18 protein-coding genes and 1 riboswitch are annotated in these 17,424 nt (G+C 50.9%); of the genes, 12 read left to right on the top strand and 6 right to left on the bottom strand.

The window, feature by feature from the left end; translation table 11 throughout:
• Positions 1–144 precede the first annotated feature (144 nt).
• Genes AF331_RS16660 through wrbA form a run of 3 tightly spaced genes read left to right on the top strand, consistent with a single transcriptional unit; the run spans position 145 to position 2,389 of the window.
• Positions 145–1,083, top strand: coding sequence for a ring-cleaving dioxygenase (locus tag AF331_RS16660; RefSeq protein WP_053429206.1), 939 nt, complete (start codon positions 145–147; stop codon positions 1,081–1,083).
• A gap of 16 nt (positions 1,084–1,099) precedes the next feature.
• Positions 1,100–1,693, top strand: coding sequence for a flavin reductase family protein (locus tag AF331_RS16665; RefSeq protein ID WP_053429207.1), 594 nt, complete (start codon positions 1,100–1,102; stop codon positions 1,691–1,693).
• Positions 1,694–1,726: 33 nt separating this feature from the next.
• Positions 1,727–2,389, top strand: a complete 663-nt coding sequence (gene wrbA / locus AF331_RS16670; RefSeq protein ID WP_048007156.1) for an NAD(P)H:quinone oxidoreductase — start codon at positions 1,727–1,729, stop codon at positions 2,387–2,389.
• Between the two features lie 39 nt (positions 2,390–2,428).
• On the opposite strand, the gene AF331_RS16675 is transcribed toward wrbA, so the two are convergent.
• The gene (locus AF331_RS16675; RefSeq protein ID WP_053429208.1) at positions 2,429–2,794 is read right to left on the bottom strand and encodes a Na-translocating system protein MpsC family protein; all 366 of its coding nucleotides are present in this window, start codon (positions 2,792–2,794) and stop codon (positions 2,429–2,431) included.
• 232 nt (positions 2,795–3,026) lie between these two features.
• Positions 3,027–3,163: riboswitch (cyclic di-AMP (ydaO/yuaA leader) on the top strand.
• A 389-nt stretch (positions 3,164–3,552) separates the two neighbouring features.
• Between AF331_RS16675 and kdpF the strand changes: the two genes are divergently transcribed.
• The 7 genes from kdpF to AF331_RS16705 all read left to right on the top strand — a co-directional run bounded on the left by kdpF (position 3,553) and on the right by AF331_RS16705 (position 10,310).
• Positions 3,553–3,621, top strand: coding sequence for a K(+)-transporting ATPase subunit F (kdpF, locus tag AF331_RS23205; protein ID WP_353852463.1), 69 nt, complete (start codon positions 3,553–3,555; stop codon positions 3,619–3,621).
• Between the two features lie 16 nt (positions 3,622–3,637).
• On the top strand, positions 3,638–5,305 hold the full coding sequence (kdpA, locus tag AF331_RS16680) for a potassium-transporting ATPase subunit KdpA (protein ID WP_082347018.1): 1,668 nt from the start codon (positions 3,638–3,640) through the stop codon (positions 5,303–5,305).
• A 16-nt stretch (positions 5,306–5,321) separates the two neighbouring features.
• On the top strand, positions 5,322–7,406 hold the full coding sequence (kdpB, locus tag AF331_RS16685) for a potassium-transporting ATPase subunit KdpB (RefSeq protein WP_053429209.1): 2,085 nt from the start codon (positions 5,322–5,324) through the stop codon (positions 7,404–7,406).
• Positions 7,407–7,430: 24 nt separating this feature from the next.
• A complete protein-coding gene (kdpC, locus tag AF331_RS16690; protein WP_048007153.1) occupies positions 7,431–8,000 on the top strand; it encodes a potassium-transporting ATPase subunit KdpC in 570 nt (189 codons plus the stop codon).
• 22 nt (positions 8,001–8,022) lie between these two features.
• The gene (gene kdpDN, locus AF331_RS16695) at positions 8,023–9,141 is read left to right on the top strand and encodes a KdpD-like non-kinase potassium sensor (RefSeq protein ID WP_053429210.1); all 1,119 of its coding nucleotides are present in this window, start codon (positions 8,023–8,025) and stop codon (positions 9,139–9,141) included.
• A 91-nt stretch (positions 9,142–9,232) separates the two neighbouring features.
• Entirely contained in the window at positions 9,233–9,424 is a 192-nt protein-coding gene (locus AF331_RS16700) for a hypothetical protein (RefSeq protein ID WP_160316577.1), read from the top strand.
• Between the two features lie 238 nt (positions 9,425–9,662).
• Entirely contained in the window at positions 9,663–10,310 is a 648-nt protein-coding gene (locus AF331_RS16705; RefSeq protein WP_152915683.1) for a prolyl hydroxylase family protein, read from the top strand.
• A 44-nt stretch (positions 10,311–10,354) separates the two neighbouring features.
• Here the strand turns inward: AF331_RS16705 and AF331_RS16710 are convergent, their stop codons facing one another.
• The 5 genes from AF331_RS16710 to AF331_RS16730 all read right to left on the bottom strand — a co-directional run bounded on the left by AF331_RS16710 (position 10,355) and on the right by AF331_RS16730 (position 14,942).
• Positions 10,355–10,864 carry a GNAT family N-acetyltransferase gene (locus tag AF331_RS16710; protein ID WP_327205425.1) on the bottom strand — a complete coding sequence of 170 codons (510 nt, stop codon included), beginning with the start codon at positions 10,862–10,864 and terminating at the stop codon, positions 10,355–10,357.
• A 14-nt stretch (positions 10,865–10,878) separates the two neighbouring features.
• Entirely contained in the window at positions 10,879–11,886 is a 1,008-nt protein-coding gene (locus tag AF331_RS16715; RefSeq protein WP_053429213.1) for an ABC transporter permease, read from the bottom strand.
• Entirely contained in the window at positions 11,883–12,749 is an 867-nt protein-coding gene (locus AF331_RS16720; RefSeq protein WP_053429214.1) for an ABC transporter permease subunit, read from the bottom strand. Before AF331_RS16720 ends, AF331_RS16715 begins: the two co-directional genes overlap by 4 nt.
• Positions 12,750–12,834: 85 nt before the next feature.
• Positions 12,835–13,212, bottom strand: a complete 378-nt coding sequence (locus tag AF331_RS16725; protein ID WP_053429215.1) for a DUF3221 domain-containing protein — start codon at positions 13,210–13,212, stop codon at positions 12,835–12,837.
• 83 nt (positions 13,213–13,295) lie between these two features.
• Positions 13,296–14,942 (bottom strand): ABC transporter substrate-binding protein, encoded by a 1,647-nt coding sequence (locus tag AF331_RS16730; RefSeq protein WP_053429216.1) that lies wholly within the window; start codon positions 14,940–14,942, stop codon positions 13,296–13,298.
• 98 nt (positions 14,943–15,040) lie between these two features.
• Between AF331_RS16730 and AF331_RS16735 the strand changes: the two genes are divergently transcribed.
• Both AF331_RS16735 and AF331_RS16740 read left to right on the top strand, forming a co-directional pair.
• The gene (locus tag AF331_RS16735) at positions 15,041–16,288 is read left to right on the top strand and encodes an MDR family MFS transporter (protein WP_053429217.1); all 1,248 of its coding nucleotides are present in this window, start codon (positions 15,041–15,043) and stop codon (positions 16,286–16,288) included.
• A 340-nt stretch (positions 16,289–16,628) separates the two neighbouring features.
• Positions 16,629–17,375 carry a class I SAM-dependent methyltransferase gene (locus AF331_RS16740; protein WP_053429218.1) on the top strand — a complete coding sequence of 249 codons (747 nt, stop codon included), beginning with the start codon at positions 16,629–16,631 and terminating at the stop codon, positions 17,373–17,375.
• The last annotated feature ends 49 nt before the right edge of the window (positions 17,376–17,424 follow it).

Genomic DNA, 17,424 nt, shown 5'->3' on the forward strand with positions numbered 1-17,424 from the left:
CCTGCAGGCGATAGCCGAAGCGGCTCAACTCCCTCCCCGCGGAAAGCGGCACCCCGCAGCGAACACGAACGGCCCCATCTATCCACCATGAACCTACAACAAAAAAACCATATAAACCATTCCGAACCAAAGGAGAGATCCACCATGCAAAAACGAACAGCCGGAATCCACCACATCACCGCCATCGTCGGACATCCACAGGAAAACATCGACTTCTACGCAGGCGTCCTCGGACTCCGCCTCGTCAAACAAACCGTCAACTTCGACGACCCGGGCACCTATCATCTTTACTTCGGAGATGAAGGCGGAAATCCAGGAACCATCATCACCTTCTTCCCTTGGGCAGGTGCCCGCCAAGGCGCCATCGGAGACGGGCAAGTGGGTGTCACCACCTATGCCGTACCAACAGGAAGCCTTTCTTTTTGGAAAGAGCGCCTGGCGACGTTCAACATCGAGGCAAAAGAATCACAGCGTTTCGGCGAAACGTATCTGACGTTCGATGATCCACACGGCCTTCACCTGGAAATCGTGGAGCGGGAAGGCGGGGAGAACAACGGCTGGTCGTTCGGAGGGGTATCACCCGACGTCGCCATCAAAGGGTTCGGTGGAGCCATCCTTCTATCTGCACGCCCTGAAAAAACGGCTGAATTGCTGGAGCAGGTGATGGGTCTTGAGAAGGTAGGCGAGGAAGGGGACTATATACGCTTCCGATCTACGGCTGACATCGGAAATCTCGTCGACGTGAAGAAAACCTCCGTCGGCCGGGGACGCTCTGGAGTGGGGACGGTCCACCATATCGCATGGAGGGCGGAAGATGACCAAGACCAGCTCCAATGGCAGCGCCTTGTCGGCGAAAGCGGCTATGGCGTCACTGAAGTGAAGGACAGAAACTACTTCAACGCCATATACTTCCGGGAGCACGGAGAGATCCTGTTTGAGATCGCGACGGACCCTCCAGGGTTTGCACATGATGAAACGGTGGAAACAATGGGAGAGAAGCTCATGCTGCCTGAGCAGTATGAGGGACATCGGGACAGGATCGAGCAGGCCCTGATCCCGATCGAAGTGAAAGAGCTAGACTAATCGGGGAGTGATTTCATTGATTTCCATTGATCCATCGCAGCTATCGGCCAAGGAAAACTACAAGTTCCTCATCGGGAGCATCATCCCGAGGCCGATTGCATTCGTAACATCCCAATCGCCGTCGGGAACGGTGAACGGAGCACCATTTTCCTTCTTCAATATCGTTTCAGCGGACCCGCCGATGGTTTCCATTGCCGTCCAGCGCAAAGCAGGTGAACAGAAGGACACAGCAAGGAATATCGCACAAACAAAGGAATTTGTCGTCCATATCGTGGATGAGGGCAACGTAAGCAAGATCAATGAAACGGCCGCCAGCTTGAAGCCGGATGAGAGTGAAGTGGAGCTTGCCGGATTGACTCCCACCAAGAGTGAGGTGGTGGGGGTACCGGGTGTAGAAGAAGCGAAAGTACGGATGGAATGCGTGCTGGAGCAGATCGTCACTGCAGGGGGAGGCGATCTTGTCATCGGTCGGATCGTGAAGTTCCATATCCGTGAGGACCTGTATGCAAACGGCCGTATCGATAAGGAGAAGCTCCAGGCCGTCAGCCGTCTGGCAGGGAATGACTATGCCAAGATCGGTGAAACCTTCACGATCAAACGACCGGATTGAATGAAGCACATCTAGAGTCAGAGGAGAATGAACATGGGATTTTTCAGTAAACTATTCGGAACACAACAAAAGGAGGAAACAACGATGGAAAACGTAAAAGTAGCAGTGATTTATTATAGTTCAACAGGTACCAACTACAAAATGGCCCAGTGGGCGGAAGAAGGGGCGAAGGAAGCCGGCGCAGAAGTGAAAGTACTGAAGGTGCCTGAAACAGCGCCACAAGGTGCCATTGAATCCAATCCGGCTTGGAAAGCACATGTTGAGGCAACGAAAGATGTTCCGGAAGTGACGCTTGCCGATCTTGAATGGGCCGACGCCATCATCTTCAGCATCCCGACCCGCTTCGGAAACGTACCTGGACAGGTAAAACAGTTCATTGATACGACTGGTGGACTGTGGTTCAACGGGAAGCTTGCCAACAAAGTGGTCAGTGCTATGACGTCAGCCCAGAATCCACACGGAGGCCAGGAGCAAACCATCCTGTCTCTATACACGACGATGCACCACTGGGGAGCGATCGTGGCATCCCCTGGATACACAGATCCTGTTCTCTTTACAACAGGAGGAAACCCATACGGAACGAGTGTGACCGTCGACCAGGAAGGCAATATGGTCGAAAACGTGGAGCCTGCCGTGAAGCATCAGGCAAAACGTACCGTCACCGTCGCTGGCTGGGTGAAGCAAGGTAACCAATAACGCAGAATCAGCCGCAGGGATGGGTCCCTGCGGCTTTTTTTATTGAGTCAGTTCCTTCTCGAGATTCCGGTCAAGGACGAACACTTCGATCCTTTCACCGGACCTGGTGCTGATATCGCTATGACTTGTAAGGACGTGGCAGTTCGCCAGCTTTTCTACGACGTCTTCGAACTTCTCCCCGTACATCTCCCGGAGGATCTGCCTCATCTGCTTCACGAGCTTCCGTCCATTATCATGTTCCACCAGATGCTTTTCTTCTACGGTGAGGACGCCCTTGAACCGTGCAATCACCATATCTTCGACGATGTAGGTCCTCGTCTCCTGTGGTCCCCTCCCGATCAATTCCCTTTGGAGCTTGATGAAGGCTTCGCTCAGCTCGGCCTCTAATCGTTTTTTCGTTGCCATATGATCCTCCTGAATTCCGCGTGCGTCTTTTCAACGACAATCGTACGTCCATAAGGTAGGGGAAGTCAATCCTATTTTTTTGTTTTATAAGAATAGAAATAATGAGATTGAGTGAGTAATACGGAGTAAATAAAGTTAATTTTTAGTATTTTGATTGAATATGATTGTTTTCTCTGGTTTTTCGTCGTTTACAACGGAATGAACTCGGAGTAATATCAATTTCATAAACAACAGCATCAACCGGCCTAATCTCGAAAGAGAGCGGAGGAACCAATTTTTTGGGGTTAATTCTACTGTGTAGAAGGGATGAGAAAACTCTTTCGCCATCCTACCCGTCAGCTAACTTCGTCGGCTAAAGCGAAGGAGGTCCACAAGACCGCCTTAATCAGGGGGCATCTCTTGTTGCAGACATCTGTGACGTGAGGGGCAGCCTGTGTATGTAGGTCTTTTTATTATGCCTATACGAAAAAGAATACGTGGAAGACAGAATGCAAAGAAGGCATGAAGCCTGCTGGGCATTAAGTAGACCAATGTGTGCTTTTTCTCCAATTCTATGAAGATCATGTTCATGATTTTCACATGGGGAAGAAGTGTGCGTTGGTCTATTTTTTTCGGTCTGGGCCAAAAAGTAAAGGAGGAATCAAGATGTGGGATGTTTGGATGATGGTCATGATGGGCTTGCTTACCATGGCGATGGCAGGACTATTGAAATGGTCCGGATCCATTGTAGAACCGGGAAAGGATGAAGAGAAATGATGATGTTGGCGATCGCTCTGATCCTGGTGGTCTATCTGTGTTATGTGTTGCTAAATCCAGAGAAATTTTGATATGGGGTGAAGGAAAGTGGTTTCCACGATTGGTTCAGTTGTACTTATCATATTCATTGTCATTCTATTGGCAAAGCCTGTAGGGCTCTATCTTGCACAGACATTCAATACGGAGCGGACGCGCCTTGACCGGGTATTCCTCCCGGCAGAGAACATCCTCTTCCGGCTCGGCGGTGTCCGGGCGATCAATCAGACTTGGAAGAGGTATGCTGCTTCCCTGCTTCTGACAAACGTATTCATGATCGCGCTCGTGTACCTGGTTTTCAGACTTCAGGGGATACTTCCCCTGAATCCGGCAGGGATCAAAGGGATGGATGCGTCCCTTGCTTTCAATACGGCCATCAGCTTCATGACGAATACCAATCTTCAACACTACAGCGGTGAAACCGGTTTGTCGTATCTCGCCCAGATGGCGGGCGTTCTCTTCATGATGTTCGCTGCACCTGCAACCGCGTTGAGCGGGGTGATGGCCTTTATCCGGTTGTTAGCCGGAAAGGGGGCGGGGAATTTCTTCGTTGATTTCATCCGTTCCATCACCAGGGTGCTATTGCCCCTCGCCTTCATCACCGGCTTGATCTTCGTGGCCCTTGGGGTACCACAGACGCTTTCACCATCTGTTACCGTGCAGACCGTGGATGGTGGGAGTCAGGAGATAGCACGGGGTCCCGTAGGCTCATTCTTATCAATCAAGGAGCTCGGGAACAACGGTGGTGGATTCTTCGGAGTCAACTCGGCTCATCCGTTTGAGAATCCGGGGTCGTTCAGCAATATGCTCCAGATCCTTTTGATGTTCCTTCTGCCTACGGCGATTCCCTTCGCGTATGGAAGGATGATCGGGAATGAGAAGCAAGGACGCCTCTTATTCGTCTCGATGATGATGATGTTCGTTGTCATGCTCTCCCTGTCAATGGTGGCGGAATCGCATGGTAACCCGGCATTGAATGCTCTCGGAATCAATGGAGCGAGTATGGAAGGGAAGGAAGTCCGGTTTGGTCCCGGGGAGTCGATCCTGTATGCCATGGTGACGACGGCTTCAGAGACGGGTGCTGTCAATACCATGCATGATACGCTTACGCCTTTGAGCGGGATGCTGGCTCTGTCCAATATGCTCCTCAATGCCGTATTCGGTGGTGTGGGTGCCGGGTTCCTCAATGTCATCATGTACGTCCTGATCGCCGTTTTCCTATCGGGGTTGATGATCGGCAGGACTCCGGAGTTCCTTGGTAAGAAGATCGAAGCCCGCGAGATGAAGCTCATAGCCGTCACCATGCTGATCCAACCGCTCCTCATACTGGGTGCATCGGCCATCGCCCTTTACGTCCATGCAGGGACGGATGCCATCTCCAATCAAGGGTTCCACGGACTGACGCAAGTCATGTATGAATTCACGTCGTCTGCTGCCAACAATGGATCAGGGTTTGAAGGCCTGGGGGATGCCACGCCATTTTGGAACATTTCCACGGGGATCGTCATGTTCATCGGGCGGTACTTCGGAGTTATTACCATGCTCGCTGTCGCTGCATCCCTGGCCAAGAAGCGGCTTGCTCCGGAAAGCATCGGAACCTTCCGTACAGATTCTCCCCTATTCGGCACCATCTTCGTGGGGACGATCATGATCGTGGGAGCGCTGACGTTCTTCCCGGTCCTCGTGCTGGGACCTGTTGCAGAATATTTAACACTATAAGCTGGAGGGATAAGAAATGGGAAACCATTTGTTGAAGGATCAGGAGGAGGACATCATCTCACCGGCAAGAGAGGTGCCGTCGCCTTCTGTTGAAAAGAATAGCAAGGGCTCATCGTTATTATGGAACGCACTGAAAGAATCAATCGTGAAGCTGGACCCTAGAAAGATGGTCAAGAATCCCATCATGTTCATAGTGGAAATCGGGTTCTTCATCTCCTTCATCCAGGTGTTTTTACCACAAAGACCAGGGGGGACGGGAACATGGTTCTCTCTCTCGGTCGCACTCATCCTGCTCTTTACGGTTTTGTTCGCCAACTTTGCCGAGGCCTTGGCCGAAGGGAGGGGGAAGGCCCAGGCCGGGGCATTGAAGAAATCCAAGCAGGATATGATCGCTAACGTCAGGATGAAGGACGGATCGATCCGCCACATGCCTTCTGACAAACTGAAAGTCGACGATATTGTCATCGTTTCCCAGGGGGAATGGATACCGGGGGACGGAGAAGTGATCAAAGGCATCGCATCGGTGGATGAATCCGCCATCACCGGGGAGTCAGCTCCCGTGATGAAGGAAGCAGGAGGGGACTTCAACTCCGTGACGGGAGGAACGAGGGTCGTCAGTGATAGCATCACCATCCGGATTACGAGCAACCCGGGAGAATCCTTCCTGGACCGGATGATTTCCCTTGTAGAAGGGGCCGAGCGACAAAAAACACCGAATGAAATTGCCTTGAATACCGTCCTGACCAGTTTGACATTGATCTTCCTGTTCGTGGTGATGACCCTCCCGTTCTTCACGAACTACCTTGGGTTCCAGATAGATACCGCAGTCCTCATTGCCCTGCTTGTATGCCTGATCCCGACGACAATCGGGGGGCTGTTATCGGCCATCGGAATCGCCGGGATGGACCGGGTCACACAGTTCAATGTGCTGGCCATGTCGGGTAAGGCAGTGGAAGCAGCCGGGGATATCAACACCATCATCCTTGATAAAACAGGGACGATCACATTCGGGAACCGGATGGCAAGTGATATCATTCCGACTGGGGAAGGGGAAGAAGAGCTTCCTTACTGGGCAGGAATGAGTTCCCTGAAAGATGAGACACCAGAGGGACGATCGGTGCTGGAGCTCTTGAAGGGAAGAGGAGTCGTCATCCCCGAGGTCACAGGCGGTACATTCATCGACTTCAAGGCTGAGACGAGGATGAGCGGGTTGGATCTTCCAGACGGCCGTAGGGTAAGAAAAGGAGCCGTCGATGCGGTGAAGGCCTGGGTGAAAGCCCAAGGTGGATCCATCCCAGCTGATTTGGAGGCGAAATCGACAGCCATAGCCGGGGAAGGGGGGACTCCCCTTGCCGTTGCCATGGATGATCGGATTTACGGACTGATCTATTTGAAAGATACCGTGAAGCCTGGTATGAAGGAACGATTCGAGCAGCTCAGGAAGATGGGGATCAAGACTGTGATGTGTACGGGTGATAACCCGCTGACGGCGGCAACGATCGCCAGGGAAGCGGGAGTGGATGAGTTCATTGCCGAGTGTAAACCGGAAGATAAAATCGAGGTAATCCGGTTTGAACAGTCACAGGGCAAGCTGGTCGCCATGACCGGGGACGGGACGAATGATGCGCCTGCCCTCGCCCAGGCCGATGTCGGACTCGCCATGAACAGCGGGACCACGGCGGCGAAAGAAGCAGCCAATATGGTGGATCTGGACTCTGACCCGACGAAGATCATCGAGGTGGTATCCATCGGCAAACAGCTGCTCATGACAAGGGGAGCCTTGACGACCTTCAGCATCGCCAATGATGTGGCCAAATATTTTGCCATCATCCCGGCCATGTTCATGACGGCCATCCCGGAGATGGAAGCACTGAATATCATGAAGCTATCGTCTCCCGTCACAGCCATCCTGTCAGCCCTGATCTTCAATGCCATCATCATTCCCCTTCTCGTGCCCTTGGCCATGAAAGGGGTGGCGTATAAGCCGGTGCGCTCAGATATCCTGTTGAGACGGAATCTGTTGATCTATGGAATCGGTGGGATGCTGGCTCCATTTGCCGGAATAAAAGTAATCGACTTGATGATGTCCCTCGTAATCTAATCTATTCGGAAGAAGGCGTGAAAAATGGTAGAACAACGATTGGCTGGCCCGATCATCCGGGTCAGCATCATGACGATGATCCTTGGGGGGCTACTCTATCCCCTTGCCGCGACAGGGATTTCCCAACTCTTGATGCCTGAAAGGGCGAATGGAAGCTTGATTTATGAAAACGGCCACCCGGTAGGCTCTGCGCTCATCGGCCAAAATGTTCAAGATCCCGCATTGTTTCACGGCCGGGTATCGGCTATTGAATATGATGCAGCGGCATCCGGCTCCAACAATTATGCTCCTTCCAATCCGGAACTGATCAAGCGGGTAGAGGGGACCCTGCAAGAATGGAAAAAGGAGAATCCAAGCGTGCCGCTCAATCAGGTCCCGATGGATCTTATGACCGATTCCGGATCGGGCCTTGACCCCCATATCAGTCCGGAAGCGGCCCTGGCCCAGGTTGATCGTATCGCAGAAGCTACATCCATATCCAAAAGCAGGCTTAAAGAGCTGATAGTGGATCACACAGAAGGAAAAGAGTGGGGGTTCCTGGGAGAGAGGCGGGTGAACGTGCTCTTATTGAACCTGGCACTGAAAAAGGAATGACCATCCTGATGGAGGGAAGCGTATGAATCCATATTTCAGGAAGAAGAGACCGGAGGAAATCCTTGAGGAGATCCACCGCTCCACCCTGGGAAGATTGAAGCTTTATGTGGGAGCTGCACCCGGTGTGGGGAAGACCTTCAAGATGCTTCAGGATGCTGCCCAGTGGAGGCAGGACGGTAGGGATGTAGTCATCGGCCTTATCGAAACCCATGGCCGCAAGGAAACGGCTGACGTCATCGGGGGCCTGGAGCAGGTACCGCTTAAGCAAGTCCAGTATAAAGGGAAAGTGTTCCACGAACTGGACGTCGCCCGGATCAAGGAGCGTAAGCCGGAAATCGTCCTCATCGATGAGTTGGCCCATTCGAACGTCCCGGGTGCAAGGCGTGTGAAACGGTATCAGGATGTGGAAGAAATCCTTCAGGCAGGGATCGATGTATGGTCCGCCATGAATATTCAGCATCTTGAAAGTGTGAACGACATCGTTCAGAGGATCACAGGCATCACGGTCCGGGAGAGGGTGCCGGACACCTTCATTCAGCAGGCGGCGGAAATCCAGCTCATCGATATCACGCCTGAGACGCTCAGGAAGCGCATGAGGGAAGGAAGGATCTACCCCCCGCAGAAAATCGAACAAAGCCTGTCGCACTTCTTTACTTCTTCTAATCTATCAGCACTGAGAGAACTGTCTCTTCGAGAGCTGGCGGATGATGTGGACGGAAGGATGAAAGGGGGGAGTGCCCCGACCGGCGTCCATGAACGGATCCTGGTCTGTGTTCACTATGGTCCGACAGCAGAAAAACTCATCAGAAGGGGCTGGAGGATGGCCGATCGCCTTAAGGCAGAATTGGTCATCCTCACAGTCGTTGAAGCCAGTACCCTCTCGCCACAACAGAAAAAGAAAATCGAGGAGTGGCATACCCTTGCCAAGCAATTCGGAGCCATCATGATCGTGGAAGATGGAGGGAAACGACACGCAGCGACCGTCATCGTGGACGTAGCCTTCCGACACAACATCACCCAGATCCTGCTAGGCCAATCAGCCCGATCCCGATGGGAGGAAATCCGCAAAGGGTCCATCATCAATCGCATCATGAGGGAGTCCTCCAACATGGATATTCACATCGTGGCAGATGGAAGATAATGTTTCATAGACGGTGCCATTATGTTATGATGGGATAAATATCCATAAATAGTGGAGGATGATGGTTTTGATCAAACCAACTAAGTGGAGAATGGATAAGAAATGGGGATTGGTCCTTTCCTTGGGTATCTTGTTTTTTATGGGAAATGCCTTTTTCCATAGTTATACGGTCCATAAGGAAATAGATGCCTTTGCCGATGCTTGTTACAGCAGCGACAAATTACCGAGTATTGAAAAAGAAGGCGGATGGTTTGGCGAGTGGAGTGGTGAGTGCAAAGAATGAGCATGGGTCCCCCATGCTTTTTTACATTGGAAATGTTACAACTTCATGAGCAATCCCTGGTGTGATTGATTATTTTAAAGAAAACCATAGTCATAATCTTCCGGTAGAAGTAAAATAAAGTTAATCTCTACCCTCCTGTATAGAGGGGAATCGAGGCCTGCTTTCAACTTGGAATTGAAAGCGCTTTAGTAAAGCGGCGTGCCGTCTTTGTGAAATTTGAATAGGGAGAACGATGATCATGCACACAAAGGAAATAGGGGTTAAAGAACAGACGATCTTCCCTCATGTAGGGAATAAGATCGTAACAGAAGACAGAGAGATTTCCATTATTGCCAGAGTAGAAGAGCCGCTTGTCGTCATCCTTGGGAACGTCCTGAGCCATGAAGAATGCGATGAACTCATCAACGTATCGAAGGACCGGATGGACAGGTCCAAGATCGGGAAGGTCCGTGAAGTGGATCAAATCCGCACGAGCAGCAGTACTTTCCTTGAAGAAGGGGAGAATGAAGTGGTCTCACGGGTGTCAAGACGCGTGTCCCAGATCATGAACATCCCTGAAAGCCACGGAGAAGGGTTACAGATCCTCAATTATCAAATCGGCCAGGAATACAAGGCCCACTTTGACTTTTTCTCTTCATCACGACCGGTGAAGAATCCTCGGATCAGTACCCTTGTGATGTATTTGAACGATGTGGAACAAGGGGGAGAAACGTATTTTCCTAAACTGAATCTTTCCGTGTCCCCGCAAAAAGGGATGGCGGTCTACTTCGAGTACTTCTATGATAACCAGGAGCTCAATGACATGACCCTTCACGGTGGAGGACCCGTCATCATCGGTGACAAATGGGCCGCTACCCAGTGGATGAGAAGGCAGCGGATCGATTGATCGTATAGAAGAATAAAAGGCTGTGCACCCATGGGTGCGCAGCCTTATTCGTGCTCCAGCTTGCCGAATAGAAGTGAATCCCGCCATCCGTCATTCATCTTAAGGTGATCCCTTATCCTGCCCTCGCGTGTCATTCCGCATTTCTCCAACACCCTCATGGAGCCGGTATTGGCCGGATCACAGGTGGCTTGGATCCGGTGCAGTCCATGTTGGTGGAATCCGATGTTCAATAGCTTTTTGGCCAGGAGGGTCGCAATCCCTTTCCCCCAGTGCTCGGGGTGGAGGATATAGCCGATTTCCCCAGTAAGGTTGGAGCGGTCACAAATGGTAAGCTCCCCGCATCCGATCAGCTCACCTTCCAGAATGACGGCAAAGGTAAAACGTGTCCGGTCTTTCTTCGCTGCATCCCGCAGAACCTCATCCACATACTGCCTGGTCTCTTCCTCGCTATTGGGCCCCCATGGCTGATGACGACTAACAATTTCCATGGAAGCATACCGGTGCACCGCCTGCCAGTCCGTTTCCCGCAGTTCCCTTAATTCAATGGTTTCCATCATCGATCCCCTTTCTATACATCCATGCGCTTAAAGTCGCTTTTGTGTAGGCTGGTTTCCTTGAGTTTAGCAGATTCATAGCGGTCCTTGAATCTCTTTTTGTAATATGAATACCCTGATGTAGCGCGCACATATCCCTCCATCATGAGGGAAACGGCCAGGATGACGCTCGCAAAGAACAGGATGGGCGTAAGGGGGATCCACGGTGCAGTGTAGAGGAAACGGAAGGAATCCCCGATGAGCCCGGACCATTCCAGGGTGACGGAAGATGGTGGATCAGGCACTATTGAATAATCTACGAACGTGCCTCCCAGGAACAGTGTCAACAAACCAAGATGGATAAACAGAATCAGGGTTTGCTGAATCTGCTGTCCAAAGATGAGAACAAGTTTGTCTTTCATCAGAGGCAGGATATGCTTCACCATGATCCTGAACTTTCCTGCCCCTAGCACCGTGGCGCTGAGGATGAATTCTTCCCGGTGGATCTTCGCGATTTCATTCCCCAATAACGAAGAAAGGATCGGGACGATCAAGAGGGTAAGAATGAGCACCTCAATCGCCAAACGTTCATAAAGGGAAGTGGAGAACCCTTCAAACGGCATCCAAAGGATGGGATGAAGGAAATAATACGCAAGGATCGCCAGGGGAATGTAATGAAACGAGTCGATCACCCCGTTGATGGAGCGTTTGAATGGCTTCAAATAGATGGCGATGATGAACCCGATCGGCAGGGAAATCGCGACCCTTAAAGCGGCAATAACGATGGCGGCAAGGATGGTGTACTTTGCCCCGATCAGGATTTTCCCCAGCATGTCGAGTCCGAGGGCGTCGGTCCCGAACGGGTAGGACCACATGGGTGGGAGCGGGGCTCCTGCCATGCTCCCATCTTCCTTAGTGATAAAATACAGACTCCGGATTTCATTATCCCAAATTAGATAATAAGAAAAACTCGCCAAAATCAGGACGGCCAGATAGAGGAAACCTGTAAGGAAAAAGGGATCTTTCCATAATGAACGGGTCATAGTGCTTCCCCCTTATTGGCATGGCGGGACAGAAGATATTCCCCGGCATTGTAGAAGATGAATAGCGGAACAAAGAGGCTGAAGAGTGCCAGGGTGAATAGGCGAGGATCCAGTGTGGACATCAGGAACCGCGTGATGCCCGGGATATTGAAAAGAAGCTCGACAACATACAGATTCGACAGCATGAACCACATTGTTTTCTTTGATTGAAAGAAGACCGAGATGATGGCATTGCGGAGAACATGGACGGCCAGGACGAAAAAGGGAGCGTGCCCGATCGAGCGTGCCAATAACACATAGTCCTTCCGTTCCTCCTGTTCAAATGTCAGCATGGATAAGCGGAACAGGTGGATAGTGGGAAGGATCGCGAGGATTACGATGGGAAGCAGATATACCTTGCTCTCATCGGTTGCTGCTATCCCGATGGGAATGGTTCCGAATTGATGATAGAAGGCGATCATGGTGAATTGTGCGCACAGGATGATGAGCAGATCGGGAAGCGTCTCGAGAAGGTAAAAGGTGAATTTGATCCGTATTCTTATACGCTCGTTACAGAGCATCGTCATGATGGTGAGACAAAGGGCAACCAGTATGGCGAGTGCAAAGGCCACAAACAGGATCGTAAGCGAGTACTGGATCGGTTCCCACAGATAGGGGAAGAGATCACGTTCCTTCTGTCCGCCGATGATTGTGTATTTCAGCTGAGAAGGATGGATGAAAGCCAATAAGATATCAAGGATGGTAGTCCAATATTCTTTCCACCGGAACGAGCCGACATATAGGCCGGCGAGAAGGACGGGAAGTCCGCCGATCAGCCAGATTCCTGCAATGGAGATGAAGAAGTTTTTTAGGATCTGGAACAAACGCAAAAAACCTCCACCCCTTTCAATTTTAGTTAAATTATACCAAAATCGAGAAAGGAATGAAGGTTTTATTTTGTATACGCTATTAAGAGCCTGACGTGACCTCGATTTCCTCGGCTACGGTCGCTTTCGGATCAGACCCGAGCATCTCCTGATAGCGGATCTTCACGTGAGAGCCAGAAGGCAGATCCTCAAGCTTCACTGGTTCTTTAATCGTGATATACCATAGATCATACTTTTTCTTGAGTTCCTTTAATGGAAGGTCCAATTCGTTTTCATCAAATGATTCATCCACGATGAGGGCTTTTTTCTCTTTCGGGTTTTCATAGAACAGTACCCCTTCGGCTTCCTGAAGCTCCTGCTCTACAATCGGTTCCGCCGGTTCTTCCCCTTCTTTGAAGATGCCGCAGCCTCCGGTGAAGAGGAGGGAGGCAAGGGGAAGGGTGATAAGTAGTGCTCTCACGTTTCATCGCTCCTATTTAGATAGTGTATGTCCAATCTATCACGTTTTCCTGGGGGTGGAAAATGCTATGTTTCTGGAAACAATCAAGCCTCTGCACCGGGGCGTACCCACATCTTGGAGAAGTCCACATACCCGAAATGCCGGATGTGGATATTCATAAGATCCGTCGAAAAAGGGATCGCCCGCTTCACATGGTAGAGTGGGATCATGAGGGAATCTTCCATGAGCTTCCTCTCGTTCTCTTCATGTAGTGCCCTCCATTCCTTGAAAGGGGTTTGGCGGTATACGTCCAATCTCTCCTTCCATTCTCCAAGAGGCTTTAGAACAGGGTGGAGTGGGGAGTATCCATTGATAAGAAAATGGTAGAAAGAAAGATCCTCATTTTCTTCGAAGATCTCGCCGTGGATAAAAAGATCCGACTCCAATGCCCGTGGATGATTGGTCACCACCTCGTCAAAAGTGAACCAGCGCACCTCATAGGGTACTTCCTCTTCATCGAATACCTGCTGAAGCCAGCGGGTGGAGTCTGTTGTATAGCCTGTTGCCCTGATGATAAGAGGAGACTCGAACTCAGGACGTGGAACTTCTGGTAGATCAGGATTCACTTCATGTCCTTTCAGACAGCCGCCTCGAATCGGCGTAATCCTGGGATGGAAATCCACGATCCGGTCACGATGCCTCGCCAATATGTGATGAAGGTAGGTCCTGACATCCTTGTGGCGGATGGCGGAATCCCTGTAAGCGTTCATGACAACGATGCCAAAGCCGGAATCACTCTCGACTTCAATGGATGCAGGATCCTCCATTTGAGACTGGTAGTGGACAGGGAAGTCCGGCTCCACCTTGACGAATTCCACAGAGTCCAGGAGCGGCCGTTCCCTGAAATGATCCCTGAAAGCAAGAAGAACGGTCTTATCAAATGTATCTTCACCGAGATAAAAACATCCAGTCCCTACAGGTCCCTCTGCGGTCTCCTTATAGATGCTTGCGCACATCATGCTCAGCATCTGCAACACATAGGAGCATCCTGCGGGATGGTGGATCTCGATGATGAGGGGTCCGGGAATCGTGATATCTTCCACAGGAATCCATAATTCCCGGTAGATGGGATGCTTGCCCATTTTTTCGAGGCAGTGCTGGACATCCTCTGCTTTCATAGTCGATCCATCATGGAATCGTACGTCCTTCCTCAGATAAAGACGAAGTCTATCCGGAAGCTCATCCCAACTGTGTGCGAGCTCCGGCAGGCATTCTCCCATTTCTGTAATGGATACGAGGCGGTTATAGAGATTGGCGACGAGATGCGCACTTTGGGCATCGGCGGCCTCCAGGGGATGGAAGGAGCGGAACAGATGCCTTCTCGGAATGATCAGCTTGTCCCGCCCTTCCCGGCTATACCCGAATCTTGCCGCGAATAGGTCCATGAGGCGGTGCCGTGTATCCGGTGACCAGTCGTACGTGAAGTACGCCGACAAGCTCTCCATCGGTTCATGCTCCATTCGATTCATGGCTTCCTTTTCAAAGCTCTCTTCCACATTCACTTTCCACTCGATTTGTGAAAGATGTCCACGTCCTTTACCCGGAGAAAACGTCAGGAAACCGTCTTCTTCCCATTTTTTCATCTTCCTCGTCGTTTGCTTGCGGCTAAGTTCGAGAAGATCTGCTACTTTTTCTATGCGGACTTCCCCCGTGGGGCAGGCCCTCCATAGCTTCAATAAGAGCTGATTCATCGGTTTCCTCCTTAAAAGGGGACATGTGGGTAGAAAACTGTCCGTTTTTAATTTTTCTTGTCTTGTTTACTATACAAGAAAGAAGAGGAGGGGACAATATGGGTTGGAAGGAATATCCACAGAATATTAAGGTACGGATGATTGCCTCGTTTTTCAATCGTGCCGTTTCATCGGCGGTCATGCCGTTCATGGCTCTATTTTTCGCTACAGAAATGAGTAAAGTATGGGCAGGGATGTTTCTCATCTCCACCGTCATCATCGGCTTCATCGTCAATCTGATCGGTGGATACGTGTCTGACCGCTTCCCGCGTAAACGGGTGCTCCTCGTGACATCGTGGCTGAATGCAGCCTGCTTCCTGGTTATGACCGTCAGCCTCTTCCCTGAAGAGAAGTGGATCATCGTATTCGCAGGAGCCTACATCTTATTCATCATCACGAGCAGTCTCGGAAGGCCAGCCATGCATGCCATCATCATCGATTCAACGACTCCCGAGAACCGGAAGGCGGTCTATGCACTCGACTACTGGCTCATCAACCTATCCATGGCAATCGGCGCCGCCCTTGGAGGCCTGCTATACCTTCATCATAAGCAGGAACTGTTCATCATGCTGACCGTCACTTCAACCATCATCCCCATCGCTTATGGCATCTGGCTGAAGGACGAGTTCAAAGGGTTCTTGGAAAAAAAACACAAGAATGTCCTGGTCGACCTCATCAACAATTATCGGATTGCCTTCAAAGATTCTGCGTTCGTAAAAGTGGTCGCAGGCACCACCTTCATCTTGGCTGCAGAGTTTTCACTGAACAGCTATATCGGTATCCGTCTTGCTGAAGAGTTCAGAAGCGTCACGGTCGGTGGCTTTGAAATTGCGGGGGTGAGGATGCTCAGTTTCTTGAATATCGAGAACATGCTCCTTGTCGTATGCTTGACCTTCTTCATCAACCGTTGGACGGATAAGGTTTCGAAGCAGAAGGGTATCCTGATCGGTCTTCTGATTTACGGATTGGGTTATGCCGTGGTCACATCTGCAAACACATGGTATGTCCTGATCCTGTTCAATCTGATTGCGACGATTGGAGAGCTGATCTATTCACCGATCCGGAATGCCGAGCAGGCGAATATGATCCCTGACGATAAGCGTGGCTCTTACTCCGCTTTCTCAAACCTTTCATTCAGCGGAGCCGACCTAATCGCCCGCTCCACCATCATACTCGGTGCCTTCCTGATCCCGACGATGATGTCGGTCTACATGGGTGCGCTTGTCATGATCGGTACGGCCTTGGTTTATACCGGACTATTCGGCCTTAAAGCCAAAAAACGAATGAGACAATCGGTCTTGAGTTAACCGGATAGGAATGATATCATTTATCTAAATATTGTAAATTGTTCAAGTCGTCTACCGATCCTTAACCATAGAGTGTATTGGAGCGGAGGGAGGCCGACTCCTGCGGAAACGGCGGGCTGGTGAGACCCAGCAGGCGCAGCCGATGCGGCTCACCGCACGCCCCGCGGAAAGCGGCCTCCCGCAGCGGAAAGGAACGGACTTTATAGCAAAAAATGATCGTGAGTAAGGAGCGAACAATATGCCGAATCAGTACGAGCCATAACAACGCTGTTTATGGATCAGAGGACCTCCAAGGCCGGGGAATGAACCGGAATAAATAAAAAAATGGAGGGAATCTGATATGAAGATGGAACAATGGATGAAACAGGACGAGGCCTTTGAAGGCTGGGATTTTTCTTATATAACCGAAACGGGACGAATGAAGAGTGATGGACTTTCCTGGTCATATGGGAGCTTGGTGCTTCCCTTGATGCGGGAGGCTTCGGCCATGCTTGATATGGGGACCGGCGGAGGAGAGTTCCTCTCTATGCTGAAGCCATTCCCACCCAGGATATGTGCAACGGAAGGCTACTCGCCGAACGTACCCGTGGCGAAAGCGAGACTGGAACCGCTCGGAGTGGACGTGCGTACTTACGATTCTGATGATGATCTTCCGTTTGACGGAGGAGAGTTTGACTTGATTATCAATCAACACGAATCCTTTTCTGCACGTGAAGTGAGAAGGGTGATCAGGACCGGAGGCACTTTCTTTACCCAGCAGGTCGGAGGCTGTGACTGCTTTGAATTGAACGATGCATTCGCGGTACCGTTGAATCCGGAGTTTGCCCGCTGGAACCTGGAGCAGGCTGTTAATGATCTAGAATCCAACGGCTTCAGGGTGATCTGGAAGCGGGAAGAAACCGCCGGCCAGCGATTTTATGATATTGGTGCCCTTCACTATTATTTGAAGGCGATCCCGTGGCAGGTCCCGGGATTTACAGTAGAGGGATTTCAGGATAAACTGGAGGAAATCCATCGCACGATTGAGAAAGATGGATATTTTCATGCCAGTCAGCATCGCTTCGTCATCAAAGCGGAAGCGATTTAGGAAAGGGGGCCTTTCGCTTTGCGGAGGGCTTCCTTTTTCATGATGAGAG

Source organism: Rossellomorea marisflavi, assembly GCF_001274775.1.
GTDB classification, from domain to species: Bacteria; Bacillota; Bacilli; order Bacillales; family Bacillaceae_B; genus Rossellomorea; species Rossellomorea marisflavi.